22 protein-coding genes and 1 tRNA gene are annotated in these 23803 nt (G+C 64.8%); 10 read left to right on the top strand and 13 right to left on the bottom strand.

What is annotated here, in order from left to right; translation table 11 throughout:
* Nucleotides 1-5: 5 nt before the first annotated feature.
* A complete protein-coding gene (locus CH273_RS03920; protein WP_052050023.1) occupies nt 6-1322 on the top strand; it encodes a glycosyltransferase family protein in 1317 nt (438 codons plus the stop codon).
* On the opposite strand, the gene CH273_RS03915 is transcribed toward CH273_RS03920, so the two are convergent.
* From CH273_RS03915 to CH273_RS03895, 5 genes are all read right to left on the bottom strand, one after another.
* The gene (locus CH273_RS03915; RefSeq protein ID WP_082322571.1) at nt 1309-1974 is read right to left on the bottom strand and encodes a methyltransferase domain-containing protein; all 666 of its coding nucleotides are present in this window, start codon (nt 1972-1974) and stop codon (nt 1309-1311) included. The genes CH273_RS03920 and CH273_RS03915 overlap by 14 nt on opposite strands.
* Nucleotides 1971-2441, bottom strand: a complete 471-nt coding sequence (locus CH273_RS03910) for a hypothetical protein (protein WP_032396629.1) — start codon at nt 2439-2441, stop codon at nt 1971-1973. Before CH273_RS03910 ends, CH273_RS03915 begins: the two co-directional genes overlap by 4 nt.
* A 90-nt stretch (nt 2442-2531) precedes the next feature.
* Nucleotides 2532-3227 carry a hypothetical protein gene (locus CH273_RS03905; RefSeq protein ID WP_032396628.1) on the bottom strand — a complete coding sequence of 232 codons (696 nt, stop codon included), beginning with the start codon at nt 3225-3227 and terminating at the stop codon, nt 2532-2534.
* Between the two features lie 163 nt (nt 3228-3390).
* Entirely contained in the window at nt 3391-4977 is a 1587-nt protein-coding gene (locus CH273_RS03900) for a GMC family oxidoreductase (RefSeq protein ID WP_032396627.1), read from the bottom strand.
* 32 nt (nt 4978-5009) lie between these two features.
* Nucleotides 5010-6728, bottom strand: a complete 1719-nt coding sequence (locus CH273_RS03895; protein ID WP_032397235.1) for an aldehyde dehydrogenase family protein — start codon at nt 6726-6728, stop codon at nt 5010-5012.
* Between the two features lie 188 nt (nt 6729-6916).
* On the opposite strand from CH273_RS03895, the gene CH273_RS03890 reads away from it, so the two are divergent.
* The gene (locus tag CH273_RS03890) at nt 6917-8104 is read left to right on the top strand and encodes a PucR family transcriptional regulator (RefSeq protein ID WP_032396626.1); all 1188 of its coding nucleotides are present in this window, start codon (nt 6917-6919) and stop codon (nt 8102-8104) included.
* 3 nt (nt 8105-8107) lie between these two features.
* Here the strand turns inward: CH273_RS03890 and CH273_RS03885 are convergent, their stop codons facing one another.
* The 6 genes from CH273_RS03885 to CH273_RS03860 form a co-directional block, all read right to left on the bottom strand.
* Nucleotides 8108-9064 (bottom strand): esterase/lipase family protein, encoded by a 957-nt coding sequence (locus tag CH273_RS03885; protein ID WP_032396625.1) that lies wholly within the window; start codon nt 9062-9064, stop codon nt 8108-8110.
* Between the two features lie 168 nt (nt 9065-9232).
* Nucleotides 9233-10084 carry a glycoside hydrolase family 16 protein gene (locus tag CH273_RS03880; protein ID WP_032396624.1) on the bottom strand — a complete coding sequence of 284 codons (852 nt, stop codon included), beginning with the start codon at nt 10082-10084 and terminating at the stop codon, nt 9233-9235.
* A 374-nt stretch (nt 10085-10458) separates the two neighbouring features.
* Nucleotides 10459-10532, bottom strand: a tRNA-Gly gene (locus CH273_RS03875).
* A gap of 31 nt (nt 10533-10563) precedes the next feature.
* A complete protein-coding gene (locus CH273_RS03870; protein ID WP_052049872.1) occupies nt 10564-12345 on the bottom strand; it encodes a putative bifunctional diguanylate cyclase/phosphodiesterase in 1782 nt (593 codons plus the stop codon).
* 117 nt (nt 12346-12462) lie between these two features.
* Complete coding sequence (locus CH273_RS03865) at nt 12463-14592, bottom strand: Rv1355c family protein (RefSeq protein WP_032396622.1); 2130 nt, start codon at nt 14590-14592, stop codon at nt 12463-12465.
* Nucleotides 14589-15302: a hypothetical protein gene (locus CH273_RS03860; protein ID WP_052049869.1), complete on the bottom strand. Its 714-nt coding sequence runs from the start codon at nt 15300-15302 to the stop codon at nt 14589-14591. Before CH273_RS03860 ends, CH273_RS03865 begins: the two co-directional genes overlap by 4 nt.
* Nucleotides 15303-15442: 140 nt before the next feature.
* On the opposite strand from CH273_RS03860, the gene dcd reads away from it, so the two are divergent.
* From dcd to CH273_RS03820, 8 genes are all read left to right on the top strand, one after another.
* Entirely contained in the window at nt 15443-16021 is a 579-nt protein-coding gene (gene dcd, locus CH273_RS03855) for a dCTP deaminase (protein WP_032396620.1), read from the top strand.
* A gap of 105 nt (nt 16022-16126) precedes the next feature.
* Nucleotides 16127-17725: an Hsp70 family protein gene (locus tag CH273_RS03850; RefSeq protein ID WP_032396619.1), complete on the top strand. Its 1599-nt coding sequence runs from the start codon at nt 16127-16129 to the stop codon at nt 17723-17725.
* A 55-nt stretch (nt 17726-17780) separates the two neighbouring features.
* Nucleotides 17781-19223, top strand: coding sequence for a CYTH and CHAD domain-containing protein (locus tag CH273_RS03845; RefSeq protein ID WP_032396618.1), 1443 nt, complete (start codon nt 17781-17783; stop codon nt 19221-19223).
* An 82-nt stretch (nt 19224-19305) separates the two neighbouring features.
* Entirely contained in the window at nt 19306-20049 is a 744-nt protein-coding gene (locus CH273_RS03840) for a hypothetical protein (RefSeq protein ID WP_052049867.1), read from the top strand.
* Nucleotides 20027-20383, top strand: coding sequence for a hypothetical protein (locus tag CH273_RS27335; RefSeq protein ID WP_179275413.1), 357 nt, complete (start codon nt 20027-20029; stop codon nt 20381-20383). Before CH273_RS03840 ends, CH273_RS27335 begins: the two co-directional genes overlap by 23 nt.
* Nucleotides 20384-20533: 150 nt before the next feature.
* Nucleotides 20534-20821, top strand: a complete 288-nt coding sequence (locus tag CH273_RS03830) for an ANTAR domain-containing protein (protein WP_032396616.1) — start codon at nt 20534-20536, stop codon at nt 20819-20821.
* 141 nt (nt 20822-20962) lie between these two features.
* Nucleotides 20963-21931: an Hsp70 family protein gene (locus CH273_RS03825; RefSeq protein WP_032396615.1), complete on the top strand. Its 969-nt coding sequence runs from the start codon at nt 20963-20965 to the stop codon at nt 21929-21931.
* Nucleotides 21932-21981: 50 nt separating this feature from the next.
* The gene (locus CH273_RS03820; protein ID WP_032396614.1) at nt 21982-23097 is read left to right on the top strand and encodes a fused (3R)-hydroxyacyl-ACP dehydratase subunits HadA/HadB; all 1116 of its coding nucleotides are present in this window, start codon (nt 21982-21984) and stop codon (nt 23095-23097) included.
* Nucleotides 23098-23266: 169 nt separating this feature from the next.
* Here CH273_RS03820 and CH273_RS03815 read toward each other — a convergent pair whose 3' ends face one another.
* Both CH273_RS03815 and CH273_RS28430 read right to left on the bottom strand, forming a co-directional pair.
* On the bottom strand, nt 23267-23662 hold the full coding sequence (locus CH273_RS03815) for a VOC family protein (RefSeq protein WP_032397233.1): 396 nt from the start codon (nt 23660-23662) through the stop codon (nt 23267-23269).
* Entirely contained in the window at nt 23659-23787 is a 129-nt protein-coding gene (locus CH273_RS28430) for a CGNR zinc finger domain-containing protein (RefSeq protein WP_218829557.1), read from the bottom strand. Before CH273_RS28430 ends, CH273_RS03815 begins: the two co-directional genes overlap by 4 nt.
* Between the last annotated feature and the right edge of the window lie 16 nt (nt 23788-23803).

Here is a 23803-nt window from a genome sequence, read left to right as displayed (position 1 = left end):
AGACTATCCGTTACTGGAGAGAAGCCGTCGCCGGCACGTTGGCCGTCGTGCTCGTCGTGGTCGCATTCGTCGTTCCGTACCTGGGCAACGAACTCGTCACTCCCATCATCAACAGAACTCCGCAGCAGGTGCGTGATTTCGCCGATGCGGCACCGCTGTTCGGCTTCCGTGAGATTCACGTGGGATGGGGGACTCCCGTCGCCGTTCTGATCGCCGTGGCCACCGTGTTGTGGGGGCCGACGGTGGCACGTCGACTGTCGTGGACGCGACTGCTGTTCCTCGTGTGGGGTGCGTCGGCGGCCTGGACGATGTCGCTGGCGATGGTGGACGGTTGGAAGCGCGGCTTCGTCGACCGGCTGGCGTCGACGGACGAGTACCTGCACGAGGTGCCCGGTGTCACCGACATTCCGGCCACGCTCCGCGGGTTCTCCGAGCGGATCCTGGACTACCAGGCCGATTCGTGGACGACGCATGTGTCGGGTCATCCACCGGGCGCATTGCTCACCTTCGTGTGGCTCGATCGTCTCGGCCTCGGCGGTGGAGCCTGGGCGGCGACGCTGTGCGTGCTGGTCGGTACGAGTGCCGCCGTCGCGCTGGTGCTGACACTGAAGGTGCTCGGTGACGAGAACATCGCGCGGCGTGCAGCACCTTTCGTGGCGATCGCCCCGGCGGCGATCTGGATCGCCGTCTCGGCGGATGCGTTCTATGCCGGTGTTGCCGCGTGGGGCGTTGCGTTGCTGGCGATTTCCACGAAGCGGTACCTGTGGCCGGCGTCGATCGGTGCTGGAGTGCTGCTCGGTTTCGGTATCTACCTCAACTACGGGCTGGTGCTGATGGGCCTGCCTGCGGTCGCGGTGTTGATTGCCGGGCGGAGGATTCTGCCGTTGGTGGGCGCGCTGATCGGTGCACTGATCGTCGCGGGGATCTTCACGGCGTACGGATTCTGGTGGTACGACGGCTACTTGCTGGTGCAGGAGCGCTACTACCAGGGCATCGCGAAGGACCGTCCGTTCGAGTACTGGGGTTGGGCGAATTTCGCGGCGCTGTTCTGTGCGCTGGGTGTTGCTGTGCCCGCGGCGTTCCCACGGATTCTCACCCGGCTCGAACCGATCAATCTGTTGGTGATCGGCGGTGTCGCTGCGGTGGTGATGGCGGATCTGAGTCAGTTGAGCAAGGCCGAGACCGAGAGAATCTGGTTGCCCTTCGCGATGTGGATGCTGATCGCGCCCGCTGTGTTGCCGATCAGGACGCATCGCTTCTGGTTGGCGCTGCAGGTGATCGGTGCATTGGCGATCAATCATCTGCTGTTCACGAACTGGTGAGCGGAGCCAGCGTCATCTGAGCGAACCAGCGCCCGTCGATCGGTGCCACGTCGACCACTCGAAGGCCGGCGGCATTGGCGAGATCCGATGTGGCGTCGGCGCTGACGCTCGACCAGGCGAACCAATCGCCGACCATGGTGTCGGTTTCCCACCGTACGGTGCGGTGACGAATTCCTGTATCGCTGGGCGCATCCACTTCCGCGATGACGGCTCCGTGGGGTGCGAGCAGGTCGGCCGCCCGGCGGAGCAGACGCACCGGGTCGCCCCCGATGCCGATGTTGCCGTCCGCGAGGAGGACACACGACCAGTTGCCGGTGTCGGGCAGTGGCTCGAACAGGTCGCGGAGAACGGCGTTGCCGCCGCGCCCGATGGTCAGATCGACTGCTGTTCGGGATGTGTCGACACCGAGTGCCGAGACGCCGCGTCGCGCAAGTGCTTCGGTGAGTCGACCCGGCCCGCAGCCGAGATCGATGGTGGGGCCGGTACATCGGCTGAGCATGGCGTGATCCGCGCGGCGATCCTCGGCTGACGAGGCGCTGCCGCCCATCCACCGCGCGGTGGGAAGTTGCTCCCTGCTGCCGTCGGAATCGCCTATCCAGCAGGGTAGTCCGGCTGCTGCGCGGTTGAAGAGTGTATCGGCGGTGACGCTCATGCTCGGCTCCGTACGAGAGTCCATCGGATGAAGTAGGCGGCGGCGCTCACGGTGAACAACACCGCGGTCAGCGCGAGCCAACGTCCGAGAAAGGGTTCCTGGGTCAAACCGGTTGCGGCCCGATAGGATTCCGCACCCTGAGAGAGTATCCCGGGGAAGAACATCAGAAACGTCAGTGCTGTCCCGAGAGCGGGAACGCGAACGTAGTTCACCGGTGACACGGCCAGGTGGCGGCTCGGAATGCTGGTGAGGAGCCGATCGGCCAGTGAGTAGAGCGGGAACAGTACTGCGTCGTGCAGCAGTACCGATCCGAAGAACCACACGAGAACGGATTTCCACCACACGTCGCTGTTCCACAGAGTCTGCGGCCCTGCGAGTGTGACGACGTAGCCGACGAGGGCGAACGAGAGCAGCAGACCGACCGCATGCAGCGGGTGCCCGCCGTAGATCTTCGTGAACGCTCTCATCGGTCGGCTCCTGGTCCTGCGATGCAAACACCCGTGCGCGAGAGCCACCGTCGTCGACGGTGACGCCTCGCGCACGGGGTCAGGAAACTGTTATGCAGCGGTGTTGATGGTGATGGTCGCAACGCCCACGAGCAGTCCGGGGGTCACAGCATCGGTGTTGAAGGTGCTGTTGAGCAGTCCGGCAGCGGTCTCCGAGATCTTCACCTGGGTGCCCTGCAGGATTGCAGTGTTGTCGGGTCCGGTAGCGAGCGGCTGCAGGGTGCGGCCGTCGAGATCGAACAGCACTGCGTCTGCGGCTGCTTCTTCGCCGTTGACCAAGACGTCACCGGTGAGCAGCGACGTGCCCGGGTCGATATCGAAGTTGGTGAGCTCGACGACGGTCTCGCCTGCGGTCAGCGAAAGGCCGCTGCCGTCGTGGTTGATCTCGCCCTGGACGTAGGGATCGACGGTGCCGGGCTCCCAGTACTTGACGTCTCCGCCGGTGATCGGGAAGCGGATGGATCCGTCTGCGAGAGTGGCGGTTCCGACGACACCGGGCGTGAGGCCCAGGGTGGTCAGTGCACCCGTGAAGCCGGGATCGAGCGCAACTGCGGTGTCGACACCGGTGAGGTTGTCGACCTCGGCTGCGGGCTCGGGGGTGCTCTCGGTGGTTTCCATGGCCGACGATGCCGATGAGGTGGCTGCGTCGGTGGTGCTGGAAGCGTCGTCGCTGGAGCATGCGGCAAGCGGGACGATGGTGAGTGCACCGATTGCGGTGGCGGCCAAAGCTTTACGAACAGTGAACATGTCGGTCAACCTTCCGTGCTCGTCTCTCGAGCGTTGTGGGTCATTCGGCGCTGCTTGCCGAGCGGATGGGTTCCATCTCGATCCCCTGCAAGGGAGCGTGTCCACCTGTTACCCGACAAACCGGACTGCCAAACCGGAAATTTTCCGAAGGTTCACTCGCGGATCAACGAAGGATCAAGTCCGCTGCTCGTTCGCCGATCACCACCGACGGCGCGTGCGTGTGTCCGCGGATGATGCTCGGCATGATCGACGCGTCGGCGACGCGAAGGCGGTCGACGCCCCGTACCCGCAACTCGGCATCGACGACACTGTCGGCGTCGTTGCCCATACGGGCAGTGCCCACGGGGTGATACAGCGTGTGCGCATTCTGCTCGAGAGCCTCCGTGAGCAGGTCCGCCGGGGAGATGTTCGACGCCACCCTGGGGCGTACGACGTCGCCGAGCAGTCCCTTCAGAGCGGGTGTTTCGGAGATCGCGATGCATGCCCGAAGGCCTTCGATCATCGCCCGGCGGTCGAGGCCCTCCGGATCGCCCAGGTAGTGCGGTTCGACGATGGGCTTGGCCGTCGGGTCGGACGATCGGAGGGTGATCTCGCCGCGGCTCTCCGGTTTGAGGAGCACCGTTCCGATGACGGCGGCATGGGAGTCCTGCGCGATGAGTCCCTCGTCGAAGAAGGGTGCCGGGCCGAAGATGACTTCGAGATCGGGCAGGGCGAGGTCCTCGCGGCTCTTGACGAAACCGTAGGCCTCGGCGACGTTGGAGGTCAGCATGCCGCGTCGGCGTGCGAGGTAGTTGACCAGCTCCGGGATCTTCTCGGCGTGGAAGAGCGAGTCGGTTTCGGTCTTCCAGCCGATGAGTGCGGCCAGATGGTCGATCAGGTTCTGTCCGACTCCGGGTGAGTGATGCCGGACGGCGATGCCGTGCGACTTCAGCTGTTCCTGGTCGCCGATGCCCGAGAGCATCAGCAGTTGCGGGGTGTTGATCGCTCCGCCGGACAGTACGACTTCTCTGCGTGCACGAACGGTGTGTACTGCGCCGCCCGAGGTGTATTCGACGCCCACCGCGGCACTGCCCTCGAAGAGGACGCGAGTGGCCTGCGCATCGGTGAGGATGGTGAGGTTCTTGCGCTTCTTCGCCGGTCGTAGGTACGCATCGGCGGTGCTCCACCGTGCGCCGCGCTTCTGGTTGACCATCGTGCGGCTGAAGCCCCTGGGTTCGGGCAGGTTGGCCGTCTCCACCGGATAACCGGCCTCCTCGACGGCGTCGAGGAAGGACGACGTCAGGGCACGGGGACTGCGCTGGTGCGAAACGACGAGCGGGCCGTCCGTACCGGAGTCGAGTTCGGTTGTGCCCTCGATGTTCTCGATCTTGCGGAAGTAGCCGACGAGGTTGCGGAACGACCAGGAGTCGTCGGAGACTGCCGCCCAGTCGTCGTAGTCTGCGGCGAATCCGCGCACCCACATCATGGCATTCATGGACGACGAGCCACCGAGCATCTTGCCGCGCGGCCAGTAGATGCTGCGATCACGCAGTTCCGGTTGCGGTTCGGTGAGGTAGTCCCAATCGACCTCGCTGCGAAAGAGTTTGGAGAATGCAGCGGGAATGTGGGCGAACTTGTTCTTGTCCTCGGGGCCGGCCTCGAGCAGGATCACCTCGTTGCGTGGGTCTGCGCTGAGGCGATTGGCCACCACCGCGCCTGCCGAACCTGCGCCCACCACGATGTAGTCGGCCGTCGTGCGCTGAGAGCTCATGATTGTCCTTCGATCGTCGTCGACGCTGGGTTCTACCCGCGCAGGGCGGAGGCGAAAATTGCCGGCAGCTTGGACCAGGACGGTGCGCCCGCGAATGCGGTGAGCAGCTTGCCGGTCGATGCTGCGGTCTTGTTGGTGACGAACCACGGTGGCTTCGGCGAGATGGAGAGTTCGCCGTTGACCAGCGAGCGCGGCAGTGGCCGGAAAGGCCCGCGCACCACTGTTCGCTCGGCCCCGTCGATCAGTAATGCGTTGTGCACGACGCCGATTCCGCTCTGCACGTCGTCGACGGTGTGGCCGGGGAATGCGCCCCAGGTGGCCGCTGCGGTGAGGAATCCGATGGCCGTCCAGGCGTTGACGGCGATGGTGCCGTACCGGAGGTCGGCGAGCATGGTGTCGAACTTCTCCCCGAGTCCCTTGATGGTGCCGGGGGTGCCGATGATGTTGATGCCGAGTGTTCCGGTGAATTCCTCGTTCGCGGCCTGTACCGCCTTGGCGGCGAATGCTGCTCCGCTGTAGGGCAATTCGATGATCCCCATGACCGGTGCGAAGTACTCGGTCTGCAGCAGCGGTGCGTATTCGCCGGGGTTCAGATCGGTGATGAGCACGCGGCCGCCGCGTTCACCGAGGCGTTCGGCGGACGGGTAGGTGGCGGTGGCGTCGGACACTCGCTTGTCGCTGCCGGGGTAGTAGGGCGTTCGTGCCGGAGCTCGGTCGAGGGCGGCGCGCAGGGCGGCGACGAATTGGTCGCGCTGCTTCCATTCCGAGGACAGTACGACGACCTGCGAAGCGACACAGTTGTATCCACTGTTGTGCAGGCGTTGGGTGGCGATGTGTTCGGCCTGGAACTCGATGTCGGCACGGCTCCATTCACCGGGCAGAACGATGGTGGGGGAGACTCCGCCGAGTTCGCTGGAGATCTCCTTGGTGAGGATCGGGTCGTTGGCCGCCTTGCGCGCAGCTCCGTCCGGGCCGGGACCGAAGACGATCGCGTCGTGCGTGATGGCGCTGCCGGTCATGTGGACGTGGTCGACGGACGAGTGCTGGACCAGGTAGGTGCCCACGTCGGCTCCTCCGGTGAGCAGACGCAGTGCGCCGATGTCGACGAGCGGGGCGAGGATCTTCTCGAACACGGGCAGCAGCGGATCCATGATGGGGTTGAGCTTGAGTGCAACGACCCGGTTGAACGCGATCAGTTCGTACAACGCATCCAGCGGCGCGATCGAGGTGATGTTGCCAGCGCCGAGAACCACTCCGATGCCTGCGGTGCGGGTGGGGTCGAGCTGGGCGAGACCCGCGGTCCGCTGTGCGGTTGCACGGTCGATTCCGGGCTTCAGCCACACCTCGGCGCTGAACCCGTTGAGCAGGAGTCGCTCGAAGATGTTGAGGGGCAGCACCGACACCGTCGTGCGCCCACCGGGTGCCGTCCCGAACTTCGCACCGGCCAGTGGGCTGGTGCCTGCTTCGAGCGCCGCGAGTGTGTGCGCCACGGTGCCGAGTCCGTTGAGGAACGAGTACGGACCCGACAGCCATTCCTCTCCGACGAGGCTGGACGAGGCGTCGAGTCCCTTGATCGACGTTGCCGCCGTCACCCACTCCTGCGCGTGAGCTGTGGTCAGCGCATGCACACGTTGGAGGAGCGCTCGGCGTTCGGCCAGGGTGAGGCGTTCCCAGTTCTTCTCTCCCGCGGACAGATCGGCGAGTGCTGAGTCGACTGCCTCGGTGGGTCCCGTCGTCGGTACGGATTGCAGGTGTGGGGTGACGTCGCTGGTCAACTTCTCGGCTCCACTCGTCGTTCGGGTACACGGCTTCACTGTGATTGTGGTCGCACTCGGGCGCGGGACGCTATGGGCCGGGGGCCTCAATCGGATGCGACAGTTTGTGCCACCGCACAATTCCGCTGTGGCGTGGCTTACACGGGTACGGCTAGAGTTCGGTCATGACCGCGACCGAGTTCGATGTGCATCCGTCACCGACCGATCTGGCCGCGACGATGCTCGACGGCGTCGACGATCTCGCGACCGAACTGGTGCGACGCATCCTGGGGGCCGAGCACGCCTACCTCGAATCGACGCTGCTCACCACCGAGCAGCTCTACGAGGCGTCGCGGAGCAATCTGGCCTCGATGTTGGGCAAGCTGTCCGGTCGTGCTCCCATGCGGCTGGAGTCGGCGCGGGACGCGGGCCGGCTCAAGGCCGAGCAGGGGGTACCGCTGGCTGCCCTGCTGCACGCCTTTCGGCTGGGCGGCAGGTTGGTCTGGGACGAGTTGATGGAACGCTCGGACGGCCGGGCGAGTCATGCGCTGCTGGACATGGCCGCTCAGGTCTGGGCGTTGGTCGACGTGTACTCCGACGAGGCAGCGGAAGCCTATCGAGAGAGCGCCGACATGCGTGCGCGCGAAAGCGCCGAAGCTCGTGGACGCCTCATCCGTGTGCTCTTCGCCGATCACGGCGCGAATCCGACTGCGGCGGCGGACGCGTTGCGAACGTTCCGCATTCCCGACCACGGCTACTTCGCGGTGGTTTCGCAGGAGCCGTTGACCGCAGCGATGGGGATCGACGGATTGATCGCCCGCCTCCGTACCGCGGGTGCCGAATCGGTGTGGGACGCCGAGGTGGACGGTACCGTCGGGCTCATCTGTGCCGCAACGGAATCGGAGATCGACTCCGCTGTGGTCACGCTGAGCGAGCTGTGTCCGGGGCGGGTCGGGGTGAGCTCGGTGTTCCGGTCGCCGTCGGGTATCGGTGACGCCGTCGGCCAGGCCCGGCTGGCGCGGTCGTGCACCTCGGGCGAGGCATCACCGCCCGCACCGGTGCGCTACGACTCGGTGCCGGTGCCGCTATTGCTGGTCCGCGATCCGAAATCGGGCCGGATCGCCTCCCGTCAGATACTCGGCGATCTGCTGGCGTTGCCGCGAGCCGAACGGCAGAGCCTGCTCGATACTCTCGACGCCTGGTTCTCGTGCGGCGGTTCCACCCGCGATGCCGCCGAATCGCTGCACTACCACCGGAACACGGTGTTGTATCGGCTACGTCGAATCGCCGAGCTCACCGGTCGCGACTTCCGTGATCCGATCCAGGCCGCCGAACTGTACGTCGGGCTCAGGGCGTATCAGCTCCTGACCTGAGGATCAGTGGCTGGCGAGGACGACGTCGAGGATTCCGGCTCCCAGCGGCACCGGTACGCAGGTCGGGGGACGCGCGTTCGCCGGGTCGAGGGCGTTGAGCGCCAACCGCAGCGCGGTGGGATCGTAGGTGAACGTGAAGTGCGCTACCTCGGTATCGGGGCACACGTCCTGCACCACGATGTTGTGCGCTCCCGGATCTCGAAGCAGCGCATTGGTGTACGGCTGAATCACCTCGTCGACCCGTGTTGCGATGGAGGTGTACTCCACCCCGGGCACGGTGTCGCCGCCTGCGTTGAGTCGGTCGAGAAAGTCGGATCCGGCCATCAGTTGGGCGAGACCGGGACCGAATTCGCTTGCCAGGACACCGGTTGCACCCGGCACCGCCTGCACGACGGGCGCTACTCCGTACATGGTGCCGCCGTACGTCGGTGATGCGATTCCCACCCATCGATCGACGACGTAGGCGCCGCCCAGTCTGTTGACGAAGTATCGAGCCACCGCGGCACCCTGGGAGTAGCCGACCACGTCGACTGCGGCGGCACCGGTTGCCTGGAGTATCGACGACGTCATCGCCTTCAGTTGCGCTGCACTGTCTTCGATGACGCCGTACCCGTTGGATCTGCCGTCCGGCGACGTGCCGTAGTTGATGGCGAAGACACAGAAGCCTGCTGCTTTCAGGATCGGCGCGAAGCCTGCCCAGTCGGCGTACGCGGTGGCATCGGTGCCGTGCACGAGGACGACAGGATTCGGGTGGGCTGCGGTGGGTGTGCAGCTCATGTCGTTGGCTCCGGGCGGGGCGGCGTCGCGGTTCGATGCCGAGTAGCGGATGGCATCGGCGTGGTCGGGTTGCTCGGGGGCGGCGGCGATGGGCATCACGGGCCCGGCGTGTGCGGAAGGCGCAAGGAGCGCGGTGGCAGCGGCGATGACGAGGGTGATCAGACTCCGCCGTGGCCCGCGCATGAACAGACGATATTCCCCTGACTGTGGAATGTCCCTATGACGAGACGGCGTCGCTGAGAAAAGTCACAAGAATTGTTCTGCCGTCGAAACCGTGCCGATTGCGCACACCGCACGGGGCCCAGCCGTGGTGGCTGAGCCCCGTGCGGACAGGAAGTGCTGCTCTGCAGGTCAGAGACGACTCACGCGTAGCCAGTCGACACTCATCGTCTGCGGGTACGGCGTGCTGTTCGGTGTCTTGCCGACCCAGTTGTTGCCGACGGCGACGTTGAAGAGGATGTAGTGCGGCCACGAGCCCGAGAACGCTTTCCAGTTGCCGCCCTTCGCCTCGTACTGGGCCTGAGTGAGGGAGAACCGAGCGACTCCGTCGACGAACCAGGTGATGCTGTTGGGCAACCAGTCGATTCGGTATGTGTGGAATCCGTTGTTGACCGGATTCATACTTCCGCCGGTCTTCGTATCTTGATTGGAGTTCCACTTGGAGGGGCCGTGCAAATTGAATGACGGCCCGTACAGCCCGGGAATTTCGACGATGTCCACTTCCCCTTGGCTGGGCCATGAATATTCGCCACCGGGTTGGAGACCGAGGGTCCAGAATGCGGGCAGCAGACCCTGGGCGCTCGGCATTTTGATCGATGCTTCGATGCGCACCGGCGGCGTCACCGATTGCTTGCCCATGCTGACCACGCGGGCGCTGGTGAAGTTGTACGGTGCCCGCTTGCGGTCGGGTGCGTTCTCCCGACGCGCGGTGATGTTCAGTGAGCCATTGAACTGGTTGGCGTTGTTCCAGGAATCTGTATAGTACTGCTGCTCACCGGAACTCGCGCCCCAGCGGCCGGTCTGAAATCCCCATTTGGCGGGGTCGGGTCCACCGTATCCGTTGAATTGATCCTCCCACAGAAGGGTTCCGGCTCCGCCTTGGGTTCTCGGAGGTGTGGCCAGTGACGGGGCGGCGGTCGCCGACGAGACGGCCACGGCCATCGTCGTCAGGGTGACCGCGACAATTGTCGAAAGTGATCGCATGAGGGGGATTCCTGTCAGGTCATTTGTCGGTGAAAAGATGTCGACATTTGATTTCTAGCACGGCGAAGAAGGCGGAAGAAGTTTCTTCGGAAATGCAGGAATTCTTGCGAATACAATGAATGAATTCGCACATGCTACCGGTCGGTAGCAAGGGTATCGACCGAAATTGTGCGGTGGTCGGTTTGTTTCAGGAGTGACCGCAGTGACTATGCAGCGTCTGTGAGTTCAGCGATACGGACGAGACGGGAGCAAATCGGATGGGCAGGAGTGGAGCCTGCAGGAACGACCGGGATGGGCAGGAGTGGAGCCTGCAGGAACGACCGGGATGGGCAGGAGTGGAGCCTGCAGGAGGACGGTCCGAGGTGGGCGGTCGGTGGAGCCGGTGACGGGAATCGAACCCGCCTCTCAACCTTGGGAAGGTCGCGTTCTACCAATGAACTACACCGGCGTGTGGTGCGGATGTCAGGTTATCAGGATGGTCAGATGTCGATGCGCACGCCGTGGAGGAGTTCGAGTGCGTCGTCGGCCGGCACCGGTTTGGAGAACAGGTATCCTTGCGCGCGGGTGCATCCCAGTTCGATCAGGGTTCTTCTGGCGCTCTGCGTTTCGACGCCTTCGGCGATGATGGTCAGCCCGAATGCGCGGGCGAGTCCGATGATGGACTGAACGATCGCGAGGTCGCCGGTGTTCTCGTTGCCCAGGTCGGTGACGAAGGCGCGGTCGATCTTGAGTGCGTCGACGGGGAGTTCCTTGAGGTGTGACAGGGAGCTGTATCCGGTGCCGAAGTCGTCTATCGCCACTTGCACGCCGAGTTCGTGGAGTTCGCTCAGGGTCACGCGGGTGCGGGAAAGGTCCTGTACCACTGCCACTTCGGTGATCTCGAGGCACAGGTCGGGCCCGGCTATCGAGAATTCCGTGAGTGCTCTGGCGACGGCACCGACGAATCCGTTGGTGACGAGTTGGACGGGGGAGATGTTGACGCGCATCGCGATGTCGAGGTTGGGGATCTCGCGTTGCCAGTCGGCGAGGGTGCGGCAGGCGTGGTCGAGGACCCAGCGACCGAGTTCACCGGCGAGGTTGGTCTCCTCGGCGACCGGAATGAATGCGGACGGGGGGAGCAGTCCGCGGGTGGGGTGTTGCCATCGGACCAAGGCTTCGACCGCGGTGATGCGTCCGGTGACCAGGTCCACCTCGGGTTGGAAGTGCAGGGTGAGCGAGTCGCCCGCGATGGCTTCGCGCAGGTGGATCTCGACGTCGTTGCGGAGTTCGGCGTCGGCGTGCATCTCTTCGGTGAACAGCGCGATGTCGTGGCCGCCTGCGCGTTTGGCCACCAGGGCGGCCTGATCTGCCTGCCGCAGAAGCGACTCGGCGGTGTGCTTGCCGGGCTGGCCGAAGGCGATTCCGATGCTCGCGCTTCTGCTGATGCGTTCGACTCCGAGGGTGACGGGGGCGTTCACGGCTTCGGCGATCATCTCGGCGTGGTGTGTTGCGACGCGGGCCGAGCACGGCCCGGCCAGTACCACCAGGAACTCGTCGCCGCCCAGGCGTGCGACGAGACCGGCCGACCTGCCGACGAAGCTCTGCAGTCGATCGGCGATGGTCTCGAGGTAGTGGTCTCCGGCCAGGTGGCCCAGAAAGTCGTTCAGTGCTTTGAGTCGATCGAGATCGATGTGCATCACGGCGACGGGACCGGGCATGGACGGGTCGAGTCGTTCGCGGAGGTGTTGTGCGAGAGCCGTGCGGTTCGGCAGTTTGGTCAGCGGGTCGTGCAGTGCCGAGAATCGAAGTTGCTCCTCGGCGATCACCCGTGCCTGCAGTTGAGAGAGCAGTGCCGCAATTGCTTTGAGCGCGTTGAGTTCTGCCTCGGACCAGCTTCGGTCACCGATCTTGATGAAGCCGAGGATGCCGGTGGTGCGTTCGGAGTGCAGCAATGGCACGACGGCCATCGAGGTCGCGGAGAATCCCGACCCCTGCTCGACGCGTCGACGGTAGTCCTCCTGTTCCGGATCCGGCCGAAACACTGCCGGTTCGGTCAGTGTCTCGGCCAGGCGGAATACCGAGTCTGCGTCGTCGAAGTAGACCACAGCCAGTGGATCCGGATCGGGCACGCTCAGTCGCGGTGGCCATTCCGCGGTGAGTCTGGTGGCCCTGGCCTCGAAGTCGTTGTGTCGGAGGAAGCTGAAGTCGATGCCGAGGTAGTCCACGAGTTGCCGCAGCACGGATTCGTAGGCCTCGCGCACCGTCGCCGCATCGACTCCCATGAGTTCGGTCGCGACGCCGGTGACGAGGACCTCGAGCGTCCGTTTGTGCTCCAGGGCCCTACTCCCGCCTCTCGTAGACTCAGTGCAGGACTGTTCCCCCTGGTCTTCGCCGGAACTCTACCCCGATACAGACGCTGAAACAGGAAGTCTGCGACTATGTATGGCTGTTTTCGGGGCGCAACTGAGCCGCAACACCAGTGCAACGGATTCGGTGCTTTCCATTTCAAGCAGTGCGCGGAACCGAAAACTCAACTGCTGCAGTGCTTCTGCGTGGTGCGTCGACAGTTGCCGATACTCCTCCACGCTTCGGGCGTAGAGGAACGCAGGGGAAACCGGTTGCACCGCCAATCCACGCAAATGCGCAGTTACCCATACGTTCTCTGTTGCACATCCTCCTCTGATGTAATGTTCCGCGGTCGATCCGGGTACGACGACCACGGCAAGTGCCGAACTCGACAGCACTCGATCCCGCATATCGGTCCCCAGTGCCGCGCCGGCGTCCCAGACTTGGACGAGCTCCATGACGTCCGGCCGCTTGACGATCTCCAGCTTGGACAGGTCTGCGTCGTCGATCCCCAGAGTCGATACCTCGATGCCCCGGTCGGGATCGGGATCTCCCGGCCAACGCAACTCGGAGAACATGTCTCGATGCAGGTGCGGTGTGAGGTACCGAATGCGATCCGCGGCGGCGAGGACATCCGCGGCCGCGGCAATGGATTCGGGTGTCGTCAGCAGCACTGCCCGTCCACCTTCTGCGGCCGCTGCAGCGGCGATGTCGGCGGCGATGTCCGCGTCCAACGGCGCGCCGGTGCCCAACTCCCGGTTGGTGCACCGCTCGAGAACGCCGTCGAGCAGGCGTCGATCGGTGATGGGTTGTGGGTCCCCCGCGCCCAGCGTGATCTCGACTCCGTTCTCGCCGACGTCGGTGCGGTCGAGCCTGCCCTGCGCGGTGGCCACCACTCGGGCGTTGAAAGCGGCAGCACCGACGGCGACGCAACTGCCGCGGAAGGCGATGTCGAGCGTCGAGGTTCGTGAACGATCGACCTCGATCCGCACGGTGCGTCCGTCGCGGGTGAAGGTCCACGGCTGACTGTTTCCACCGGACGGCGCTCGACGGGCAGCCTCGAGAACGAGCGCGTCGGGATCGACGCACGCCCGTCGGGCGTCGACGGCGGTATCGACCGAGGGCTCCTGCACCCGACGCGTCGGGTTCGGGGGCACGAGCGCATCGAGATGGGTGTCGAGGTCGATGCGGATTCGTCCGGACGGCAGGTGCGCTCCGGTGCCGAGGCGTCGAACGGCTGCGGCGATGGTGGCACCGCCGAGTTGAACGTCGCCGCCCAGTTGCGGCCAGGTCTCGATGGTTTCGCTCACTTCCACCATCGAAGCGGCCATGCGCGCCGAGAGCAGCGAGGCGTCGAGCTGATCGAGAACGATCGGGATCTTGTCGCGCGTGCCGAGCCCTCGCAGACTCGCAGAGTCGATCTCGCCGAGCACGCCGTGGAACACCGGGCGTTCGGGCTCGAGGTCGAAGCGCTCGACGTCGAGAAGCCCTCGGTCGGAGGTCTCCATCAGTACCGGGATGCGTCGCGACCGGGCCGCCTCGCGGGCCCGGACTTTGACATCGAGGGAGTCGCATTCCTCGACGAGGAGGTCCAGTCCGTCGAAGAACTCGTCGATGGTGCTCTCGGTGATGCCGTCCTCGGCGATTTCGACGCGTAGGTACGGGTCGATTTCGGCAATGCGTCGGGCAGCGACGACCGCTTTGTTGACGCCGAGATCGAGGATGGACGCGGGAATTCTATTGAGGTTGGAAAGTTCGATCTCGTCGAAATCGGCGAGGCGAAGCGTCCCGCAGATTCCTTCGAGTGCGAGGGTGTGGGCAATGGCGTGTCCCACGCTGAGCCCGATGATTCCTATCGTGAGATCTCCTAAAGAATTCTGTTCCGCGAGAGTTATCTTGTTTCGGTTTCTGTCGAGCCTCAGGTGTCGGAACGAGTTCGGTCCGAGTACCGCGACGACGGTTTTCCGCCATGGAAAGAAGACCCACCTGTCGTTTTCGTCGAGAAGGCTCTGCTCAGGGCTGGGAAGAAGTGAGAGGAGGCCTTTTCTCTGCGTCTTCCTCTCGTCCAGAAATGTGAGGGTCGGATCGCGTCTGAGTTCGTCGAGAGCGGCGCGCTGTGTGGCGTCCGTCTCGTCGAATATCACAGGCTTCCAGTGGTGGCCGGGTAGGTGTTGATCGTTCATGATGCGACTGCTTCCGGGAGTTCGGCGGCCGCGCGGCGGTGCGCGAGCAGGGTGACGGTGTTCTGCCGCATCCGGCGCCAGGTGGCCAGATCGGCGTTGAATGCGAGTGTGGTTCTGTCCCACCAGAACACCTCGGTTCGATAGCGCTCGTCGGGGTAGGGGATCGGTGCGATCTGGGTGGCGATGACCGCTCCGGTGTCGAGCCACGCGGCGCGCACGTGGGATGCCGCGGTGGCCAACGCGTAGCGCGCGCCGAGAAGCGCGGTGCTGTAGGCGGGTGATTCCGCGATCATCGCGGTGACGGCCCGGCCGTGGGGTGCGCCCTGAGCGACCCACGCAGATTTGAGTTCGACGACTCCGTGGCCGATGCGTTCGTCGAGCATGGTGTGCACGCGTCGGAGCCCGTCGGGGTACTCGGCGAATTCGATCAGTGCGTGAGATTGATCGACCGAGGAATACGGTCCTTGCACTCGTACTCCACCGACTATTTGCCCGGTTCGGTCGAGTGCGGCGAAGAACAGTGAGGTGGTGCTGCCGTCGCGAATGGTCGACATTTCGAGTGCGGTGGTCACACCGTGTCGCATATAGCTTTCCTCTGCGCCGTCCAGGAATTGTTCCCACAAGGTCGGATTCTCGGCGGGAGTGGTGGCCAGAACGAGGCATTGTGATCTGTCGTCCCAGTACGAGGGGACGTCGAACGGAATTGTCATTTCACTCTTCCTGATAGGAGTTGCCCGAATGTGAATGGTCGTGCCGCTCGATTGTCCGGCTTTTCCTTTGTGGAGCTACGTAACGTGATCGGGGTTCGGGTGTGTCGCGAGGGACCGCCCAGGACCAGTAGCCTGCAGAGGTGCTGCTCTCCGACCGTGACATCCGTGCCGAAGTGACCTTGGGAAACCTCGCGATCGAACCGTTCGACCCGTCGATGGTTCAGCCGTCGAGTGTCGATGTGCGGCTCGACAAGCTTTTCCGGGTGTTCAACAACACCCGCTATACCCACATCGACCCGTCGCTACAGCAGGACGAATTGACGACGCTGGTCGAACCTGCCGCAGGTGAGCCGTTCGTTCTTCATCCGGGGGAGTTCGTTCTCGGCTCCACGCTGGAATTGACGACGCTGCCGGACTACTTGGCCGGTCGGCTCGAGGGGAAGAGTTCGCTCGGGCGGCTGGGTCTGCTCACGCACTCGACCGCAGGCTTCATCGATCCGGGCTTCAGTGGCCACATCACGCTGGAGTTGTCCAACGTCGCAAACCTGCCGATCACGTTGTGGCCGGGCATGAAGATCGGGCAGCTGTGTCTCTTCCGGCTGTCTTCGCCGTCCGAGAATCCGTACGGCAGCGCCGCGGTGGGGTCGAAGTATCAGGGCCAGCGTGGGCCGACACCGTCGAAGGCCTACCTGAACTTCGTTCGCTCGAGCGTCGAGTAAACGATCCTGAGGTCTGTTTCTCACCGCGAAACGTGGTGAATGTCCGGTTGTAGCGGTACTCTGGTAACTCGACGTGGGTTGGGGCCTACCAGAGCGAGGTTTCTAGTGTCCGCGGTTCCCGATGTGTCCGTACTCGGCGCTTCGTTGGGGTCGAGTGGTCTGCGCAGCGTGATCAGCGACAACGCTCGCTCCGGTGCTGTCCTGGAAGTACACGAGCCCGTCGCATCCCGGCCGGCACCCAACGGCCTCGCTCCCGATCCGTGGGATGCCGTCATCACGTCGGTTCACAATCTGGCGACCGAGTATGCGTCCGCGGATTTCCATCCGGTGCTCGCACTGCGCGAAAGCGACCCCAAGACGGCCTACGACCAGGACTTCTCCGATGGCGTTGTGCTCGTCTCCGAACTCGGTGCCCAGTTGGGTGCGCTGCGGGAGACGCGGGTGCTCGCCGGTGAGCGCTGCGTCGCTCTGTTCGACGTCGGTGCATCCGGTACCTCGGTATCCGTGGTGGACGTCGACAGCGGTGATGTCCTCGCGTCGCGTCGTACGGACGCTCTCGGTGGTGACGACTGCGATCGGGTGCTGTGCGATCACCTCATCGCGACGTTCGGTGCGGCCGAGGCGCTGACGGTCGAGGCTCGGCGGCGGCTCGTTCACGACGTCCGCGCCGGGAAACACGAACTGGCACTGCTTCGCAGCGTGTCGATCATCGGACCGTTCGTCGGCGGACGTGCATCGCTGTGGCGTGGCAATCTCGACGAGCTCATCGGCGACGCCGTGCGCCGAGCCGTCTCGATGGCTGTGGACGTGCTCGACGAGGTCGGTGCACAGGGCATCCACGTCGACGCCATCGTCGCCGTCGGTGGTGGTGCCAACATGCAGATAATTCGGCAGGTCCTGTTCGACGCGGTGTCGATGCCGGTCTACGTGCCCGAGCAGCCGGAACTGCTGGCGGCGCACGGCGCTGCCGGGATCGCTCGGACGGTGGGTCGGCGGCCCACCCCGGCACCGCCCGAAGTGCTCACCGATCGGTTCGCTGCCGTGGATCGGGACTCCGCAGACGTGGAGGTGGGTGCGGTCGCCCCGGTGGTCTCCAAGCGCCCACGGCACAGCGACACCTCCTCCAAGCGGATGACCAGGGTCAACAAGTCTCGGCATCTCGGGGGCGCACTCGCGGCGATCGTGGCGGTGTGTGCAGCCGGCACCGTGGTCACTGCGGCCGCACGCACCAGCGGCGACGAGCCGTCTCCGTCGGTGAACAGTTCGCAGGACGCCTCACCGACCGCTCGGTCGCAATCCGTGGTGCCTGCCGCAGACGGATCACCCGCCGACCCCACCGGGTCGTCGTTGCCGCCCGCGACCACGACGGCGCAGGCCTCGCCTCCGGTCGACCCGTCGGCAACGTCGCCCTCGGCCCCAGCGCCGACCACTTCCGACGCGGCGAGCACCACCGCAGCGCGGCGCACCGTGGCCACGACCAGTGCACCGTCCGACATTCAGCAGACGACGGCACCCGACACGCTCACCCCCGATCGGTCGACCGTTGTACCGACGGCTGTCCCGCCTGCCACCACGACTCGTCCGACCACGACGAGCCCCGCCACGACGACCCGGGCGACGACGACGACGCGTCCGCCGACCACCACACGGTCCACTCGGACGTTCGATTTTCCGCTGCCGGACTTCGACTTTCCGCGACGCTGACCGGTCTGCAGTTTCGGACTCCATCGGCCCCGGTACTCGAGGCAGGATGACAGGTATGGAGTCGATTCAGACCGAGCGCGAAGACAAGTTCGACGTCGACGCAGATTTCCGATTGCCCACTCTCGCTTCACTGGTGCCCTCCGGCGGCGCTCTGGCGTCGAGCGAGACCGACCTGAGCAGTGAGTACTTCGACACGACCGGCCACGACCTGTTGCGACGCGGAATCACGGTTCGGCGTCGTACCGGTGAATCCGACAACGGCTGGCATGCGAAGGTCCCGGCGGAGAAGGCGCGGACCGAGATTCGGCTCCCTCTCGGCAACGGAGCGCACGGTGCGGTGCCGGACGAGCTGAACGACGTGCTGCGCGGTGCGGTGATGGGCGCGGAGTTGTCTGCGGTCGCGACTCTGACGACGCATCGCACGATTCACACCGTGTCCGACGCCGACGGGGCTGTGGTCGCGGAAGTGGCCGACGACGAGGTCTCCGTCGTCCTGATCGGCGGCGCGACCGGTCCGCGGTGGCGGGAGGTCGAGGTGGAACTCGGACCCGCAGGGTCGGAGTCGTTTCTGAAGAAGGCGGGCAAGGTGCTGCGGGCTGCCGGTGCCCGGCCGTCGGCGCATCCGTCGAAGCTGGATCGGGCGCTGTCGGTGGTGCGTCAGGTACCCGCCGAACCCGGGGTGGTGCTGTTGGCGGACTATCTCGACGCGCAGGCGCAGGCGATCGTCGCAGGCGATGTGTATCTGCGTCGAGGGCTGGATCCGATTCATTCCACGCGGGTGGCGATTCGGCGATACCGCAGTACCCTTCGTGTGTTCGGTAGCCTGTTCGAGGATGAGCCCGCCGCCCAGCTCGAGGCCGAACTGTCTTGGTATGCAAGCATTCTCGGTGAAGTGCGCGATCGTCAGGTGCAACGTGCCCGGTTCGCCGCCGCGTTGCGCGAACTACCGCCCGAACTGGTGCTCGGTCCGGTCGCGTCGCGCATCGAGAACGACCTGCTCGCCGAGCAGATTCGGTACCGCGAGGCGGCGATGACCGAACTCGACGGAGAGCGCTACCGCGCGCTGCTCACGACGCTGGCGGAGTGGTCGCGCGGGCTACCGATCGACGGCGAGGTCACCGACCGCGTGTTGGTCAAGCTGGCACGCAAGGCAGGAAAGAAAGCGATCGATCGGACGAAGAGTGCCGTGCGCGGTACCGACGACGAGGCGCTGCATCGGGCACGGAAGGCATCGAAACGAGCACGGTATGCGGCCGAGTTGGTTGCACCGGTGGTGGACAAGAAGGTCTCGAAAGCGAACATCAAGCACTTCAAGACGATTCAGGAGGTGCTGGGAGAGCATCAGGACGCGGTGATCGCGGCGGACATTCTGCGTACCCTCGGCGCGCGAGCAGGCACGACGGCGGGGGAGAACGGATTCACCTTCGGCCTGCTCTTCGAGCGCGAGCGCCGGGCCGCCGAGACGGCCCGCGACGAGGCCAGCAGGTTGGAGTTCTGATCGAGCAAAACAATTTGTTTCCCCGATTTCGGGCTCGAAGGGTACTCTGAGCCCGAATCGAAGTCGGGGGGAGTCGACGACCATGGCCATTGCGCTCGGGATACACGTCGGTGCCGAAGAAGTGTCGGCCGTGCTGGTCGAGGCCGATCTACCCGAGTTGGGAGCCATCTCCACGCGCACCGTGTCCGTTGCCGCGGTTCCCGGCGGCGTGGGTGACGCCGTCACCACGATGCTCGGAATCATGAGGGTGCAAGCGGCCCAGAACGACCTGCGGATCAGCGGTTCCGGAGTGGTGTGCGACAGCATCGCGCTCTGCGGGATCGTTCGTGCAGCGCTCGCCGCCCATGAGGTTCGCGATGTCGTGGTGGTCGACGCCGGAGATCCGCGGTTGAACGCCGAGGTTCCGCTGGGAGTTGCAGCAGCACTGATCGGCACCGTCGACGCCCTCACTGCATGGGCAGGCGGGCCGGTCGACGTCCCTGCGGAGTCGGTCGACGAGGTCTGGAACGGTTCCGGCAGCGATGCGGCCGGTACTCCACGCGGTGCGCGACTGACGATGATCGGTTTGGGCGTCGGTTCTCGCCGCGCTGAGCGGAGCCACGGTGTGGGCGCTGTCGGCGGCCGGTCCGACCCAGAATTCCGTGGTCGACAGCGCGGATCGCACCGAGATGCCGTCGGCCGGGGGCAGCGAGGTCGCGTCGTCGTCGGTGGCGGTGGTCGCGGGTTCGGCGGTCCCCCCGCCTGCGCCATCGGTTGTTCCGTCCATCGAGGCCGGGGTGTTCGAGGCACCTGTGTACGGGCCGGTGCCGGTCGGTACCTGGAGTGAAGCGCTCCCCGCGAGTCCGGTCCCCACGTCGAAGAGCTCGTCGGGGGGTGGGGACTCCCGGGCCGGATCGGGTGGCGGCAGACCCGGCGTGGTCTCCGGCGGCGGCAGCGAAGGTCGTGGCGACTCGGACGGCGATGCGGACGGCGGGGCGTCGGGCGGCGGCAACTCGGGTGGCGGTGGTGATTCGGGTGGAGAAGAAACGACGACCGTCGAGCCGGAACCCGACCCCGATCCTCCGACGACCACGAGCCCGATCGAGACCACCACGGAGGTTCCGGTCACCACCGAACCCACGACCGTCGACGAAGAACCGGCGGCGAGTCCGGTCGAGTGAGATCGATTCGTTGATTCCCTTGTGAGCGTGCATTTTTGATACTTGGACAAGTCCTTCTCGTGACGGGTATGTGAATTCGACTCCGACACCTGAACTTCTGCTCATGCGTGGCTACCATCGAGTCATCGACCAGCAGACGGTGAGTATTCGATGACCGAGAATCCCGCAGCAGAACCGTTGACTCGCACCACTATCGACAGGGCGGTGGGTGTTCTCATCGCGCTGCGCGGCTGTAGTCCGGAGGACGCGTTCGCCGAATTGGCGGCGCACAGCTTCCGATTCGATGTCTCCCTCGTGCAGTCGGCTCGGTCCATCGTCGCGGCCGCGCGCGGAATGGACTCGGCCAACGGCGTCGCCTGTGCGGCGATGACCTCGGCGCAGGAGGAGTGGGGTCCGCTGCTGGCGTACCGTCGAGATCCTTTCGATCACGTCGCCTAGGATCGGTCCGCACGAGTTTCGCTGCTTGTTATATGTCCCAAAACAAACCGAAAGTTCATTCAGATACCGAGATTGCTGTCCAGACGACGGTTCGGCGGTTTACTATCGGCAGGTCGGAGTAGCCAGTCGAGTCGAGGAATCATGAGAACAGTCCTTGGTGTTTCGGTGGGTTCTGCCACTGCCCGAGGGGTCGCAGTCGATGCGATCGACGAGTCGGTGCGGTCGGCCCACATCGTTCACTCGTTCGATCCTGACGATCACCTTCAGGTCGCCATCGACTTATTGGACTCCATGTCGCGCGATCAGATGGTCGACCGAACGGACATCGTGTTGGCGGTACCCGACGATCCCGGTGCTCGCGCGCGTACGTCCGCCTACTCCACGTACGAGGCCGATCGACTGCTGGTCGCCTCCGAACTCGGAGCTCAGCTGCGGTATCTGCAGGGAACGGGCCAGCTCGAGGGCGCTCGTACGGTCGCGGTCTGTGACATCGGGGCGTCGGGCACCACGGTGTCCGTGGCAGACCCGGCCACCGGTACGGTCTTCAGTTCCGTGCGCACCACGTTGTTCGGAGGCAACAGCTGCGACGAGCAACTCTCCCGCTACCTGCTCTCGACGTACGGAGCGGACGAGTTGGCGTCCGATCGGGCACGGGCAGAATTGACGGTATCGGTCCGAACGGCGCGTGAGCAGCTTTCTCGACTGCGGGTGGCCGAAGTTGCCGGACCCTTCGTCGGTGGTCCGGTCAGGTTGTGGCGCAACACTTTCGATGATGTTCTCGAACGCAGCATTCGGTCGTTGGAGGACTGGGTGGCCAGTGTGATCGTCGACGCGCCCTGTGCCGTTCACGCCCTGGTGATGGTCGGTGGCTGCGCCAACATTCCGACGCTGCGGCGCCTGTTCCGTCGTGATCTGATGCTGCCGGTCGTCGCACCCGCCAATCCGGAGTCTCTCACCGCGCACGGTGCGGCTCTGATGGCCGTCGACGCGGTCGCGTCGCGTCGACACCGCCCGCGGGGTGCCACGATCGCCAACGTCGCGCCGTCGCAACATGCCTCGATGGTGGGCATGGTGGGCTACCACGACTCACCGCGACACCGCTCGGCTTGAACCCGCCGGCCTGGCCAACGAACGCCGTTGTTCGGTAGGTTGCTCGGGTAATGGTGAACAGTGGGGTACGAGACGGTGGGACAACAGTGGCAGAGCAGGTAGCGGAGTCCGGTACGGCAGCAACCGACGGTGAAGCATTCGATCCGGCGGAACATGCTCGGAGCATGGTCGGTTATCACTACCGCACCGAGGACTACTACGAGGTGGGCCGCGAGAAGGTCCGTGAGTACGCCCGCGCCGTCCAGGATTTCCACCCCGCCCACTGGGACGGAGATGCCGCGGCCGCGCTGGGTCACAGTGCCCTCGTCGCGCCTCTGACGTTCATGTCGCTGGTCGGCACCCTTGCGCAGAAGAAGCTTCTCCAGTCCATCGCCGAGGGCTACGACCTGAGCCAGATCCTCCAGACCGATCAGGTGCTGGTGTTCCAGAAGCCGATCCTCGCCGGCGATCAACTGACGTGCGATGTCTCGCTCGACTCTTTCAAGACGGTCATGGGACGCGACATGATGGTCACCAAGAACGTCGTGTCCAACCAGAAGAACGAACTGGTGCAGACCACGTACACCACGCTGCTCGTCGGTCGGTCCGGCGAGATCGATCCGGCCATCGCCGAGTCTGCGAAGAACTTGGTGATGTTCGGCGCGACGACGGACGTCAGCGGTGCCGATTCCGGCGAGAGCGGCACACTGTCCACTCCGCAGGAACACGAACCTCTGGTCGTCGAGGAGTACCGGGGTCGGCCCACACAGAAGTTCGACGAGGTGAACGTCGGAGACGAACTGCCGCCCCGCACGGTGCGCCTGACCCGCGGTGACCTGGTCAACTACGCAGGTGTTGCCGGCGACGCGAACCCGATTCACTGGAGCGAGCAGTTCGCCAAACTGATCGATCTCGAGAACGTGCTGGCCCACGGGATGCTCACGATGGGCGTAGGCGGCGGGTACATCACCGAGTGGCTCGGCGACCCGGGCGCTGTGAAGGACTACACCGTCCGCTTCACCACCCCCATCCCGGTCGACACCCACAAGGCCGCCGAGATCGTCTTCACCGGCAAGATCAAGTCCAAGGACGAGGCGACGCGTACTGCGGTCATCTCACTGGGTGCCACGTTCGAGGGCAAGCGAATCTTCGGTCACCGCGCCACGGTCACAGTGCAATTGGGCTGAGTGCCTGCGGCAGTGGTGTGGTTGTGTGCCCCGGGCGGCACTCGACCACACCACTCGGATGCTCGGTTGGCGTCCGTAGTCCGCGGATCGGCTCCTCGGTTGTGGATATGTGACTCCGATCGGCGTCGGGTATCCGAATGTGGGGAGCTGATGTGCGGGGCGCGGCGGTTCACGTCCCGACGAAGATGCAGAACGGATGGCCGGCCGGGTCGGCATAGATTCGGATCGGCGCTTCCGGGTCGTCCCGCAGGTCCCGCAATAGTTGCGCACCCAATTCGAGTGCGCGCGTGTGCTCTTCGTCGAGTTGCTCGACGGTGTCGACGCGAAAGTCCAGGTGCAACATCTGAGGGTGCTCGCCGTCCGGCCATGTTGCGGCCGGTAGTGAGTCGATCTGTTGAAACGCGATTCGCCACGAACCGTCCGGCGCGGTGATCGCGAGCCAATCCGGATCGATCGTCTCGGCGTCACCGGGGATGTACTCGAAACCCAGCAGTTGCGGGTAGAACTCGGCGGACTCACGGGCGTCGGTGCAGTTGAGGACCACTTGATGTACCGAAATGTTCATGATCTGCCCTTCTTCACGGCGTGGTGTCGTGCAGCGCGCGCCCGATTGCCGCATGCGCTGCAGCACCATTGCTGATTGGGTCGATCCTGCAGAAACAGTTGACCGCATCGCGGGGCATCGCACAACGCCAGGCGATCACGG

The sequence above is a fragment of the Rhodococcus sp. 05-339-2 genome (assembly GCF_002258965.1).
GTDB lineage: Bacteria > Actinomycetota > Actinomycetes > Mycobacteriales > Mycobacteriaceae > Rhodococcoides.
Note: the sequence above shows the minus strand (reverse complement) of the source record. Positions and strands in the feature narration are given on the sequence as shown.

What these genes read in the sequence shown, in the direction of transcription:
- CH273_RS03915 (WP_082322571.1), bottom strand. Translation starts at nt 1,974, where the DNA reads ATGAGCGTCACCGCCGATACACTCTTCAACCGCGCAGCAGCCGGACTA.
- CH273_RS03910 (WP_032396629.1), bottom strand. Translation starts at nt 2,441, where the DNA reads ATGAGAGCGTTCACGAAGATCTACGGCGGGCACCCGCTGCATGCGGTC.
- CH273_RS03905 (WP_032396628.1), bottom strand. Translation starts at nt 3,227, where the DNA reads ATGTTCACTGTTCGTAAAGCTTTGGCCGCCACCGCAATCGGTGCACTC.
- CH273_RS03900 (WP_032396627.1), bottom strand. Translation starts at nt 4,977, where the DNA reads ATGAGCTCTCAGCGCACGACGGCCGACTACATCGTGGTGGGCGCAGGT.
- CH273_RS03890 (WP_032396626.1), top strand. Translation starts at nt 6,917, where the DNA reads ATGACCGCGACCGAGTTCGATGTGCATCCGTCACCGACCGATCTGGCC.
- CH273_RS03885 (WP_032396625.1), bottom strand. Translation starts at nt 9,064, where the DNA reads ATGCGCGGGCCACGGCGGAGTCTGATCACCCTCGTCATCGCCGCTGCC.
- CH273_RS03880 (WP_032396624.1), bottom strand. Translation starts at nt 10,084, where the DNA reads ATGCGATCACTTTCGACAATTGTCGCGGTCACCCTGACGACGATGGCC.
- CH273_RS03870 (WP_052049872.1), bottom strand. Translation starts at nt 12,345, where the DNA reads ATGGGAGTCGATGCGGCGACGGTGCGCGAGGCCTACGAATCCGTGCTG.
- CH273_RS03865 (WP_032396622.1), bottom strand. Translation starts at nt 14,592, where the DNA reads ATGAACGATCAACACCTACCCGGCCACCACTGGAAGCCTGTGATATTC.
- CH273_RS03860 (WP_052049869.1), bottom strand. Translation starts at nt 15,302, where the DNA reads ATGACAATTCCGTTCGACGTCCCCTCGTACTGGGACGACAGATCACAA.
- CH273_RS03845 (WP_032396618.1), top strand. Translation starts at nt 17,781, where the DNA reads ATGGAGTCGATTCAGACCGAGCGCGAAGACAAGTTCGACGTCGACGCA.
- CH273_RS03840 (WP_052049867.1), top strand. Translation starts at nt 19,306, where the DNA reads ATGGCCATTGCGCTCGGGATACACGTCGGTGCCGAAGAAGTGTCGGCC.
- CH273_RS03830 (WP_032396616.1), top strand. Translation starts at nt 20,534, where the DNA reads ATGACCGAGAATCCCGCAGCAGAACCGTTGACTCGCACCACTATCGAC.
- CH273_RS03825 (WP_032396615.1), top strand. Translation starts at nt 20,963, where the DNA reads ATGAGAACAGTCCTTGGTGTTTCGGTGGGTTCTGCCACTGCCCGAGGG.
- CH273_RS03820 (WP_032396614.1), top strand. Translation starts at nt 21,982, where the DNA reads ATGGTGAACAGTGGGGTACGAGACGGTGGGACAACAGTGGCAGAGCAG.
- CH273_RS03815 (WP_032397233.1), bottom strand. Translation starts at nt 23,662, where the DNA reads ATGAACATTTCGGTACATCAAGTGGTCCTCAACTGCACCGACGCCCGT.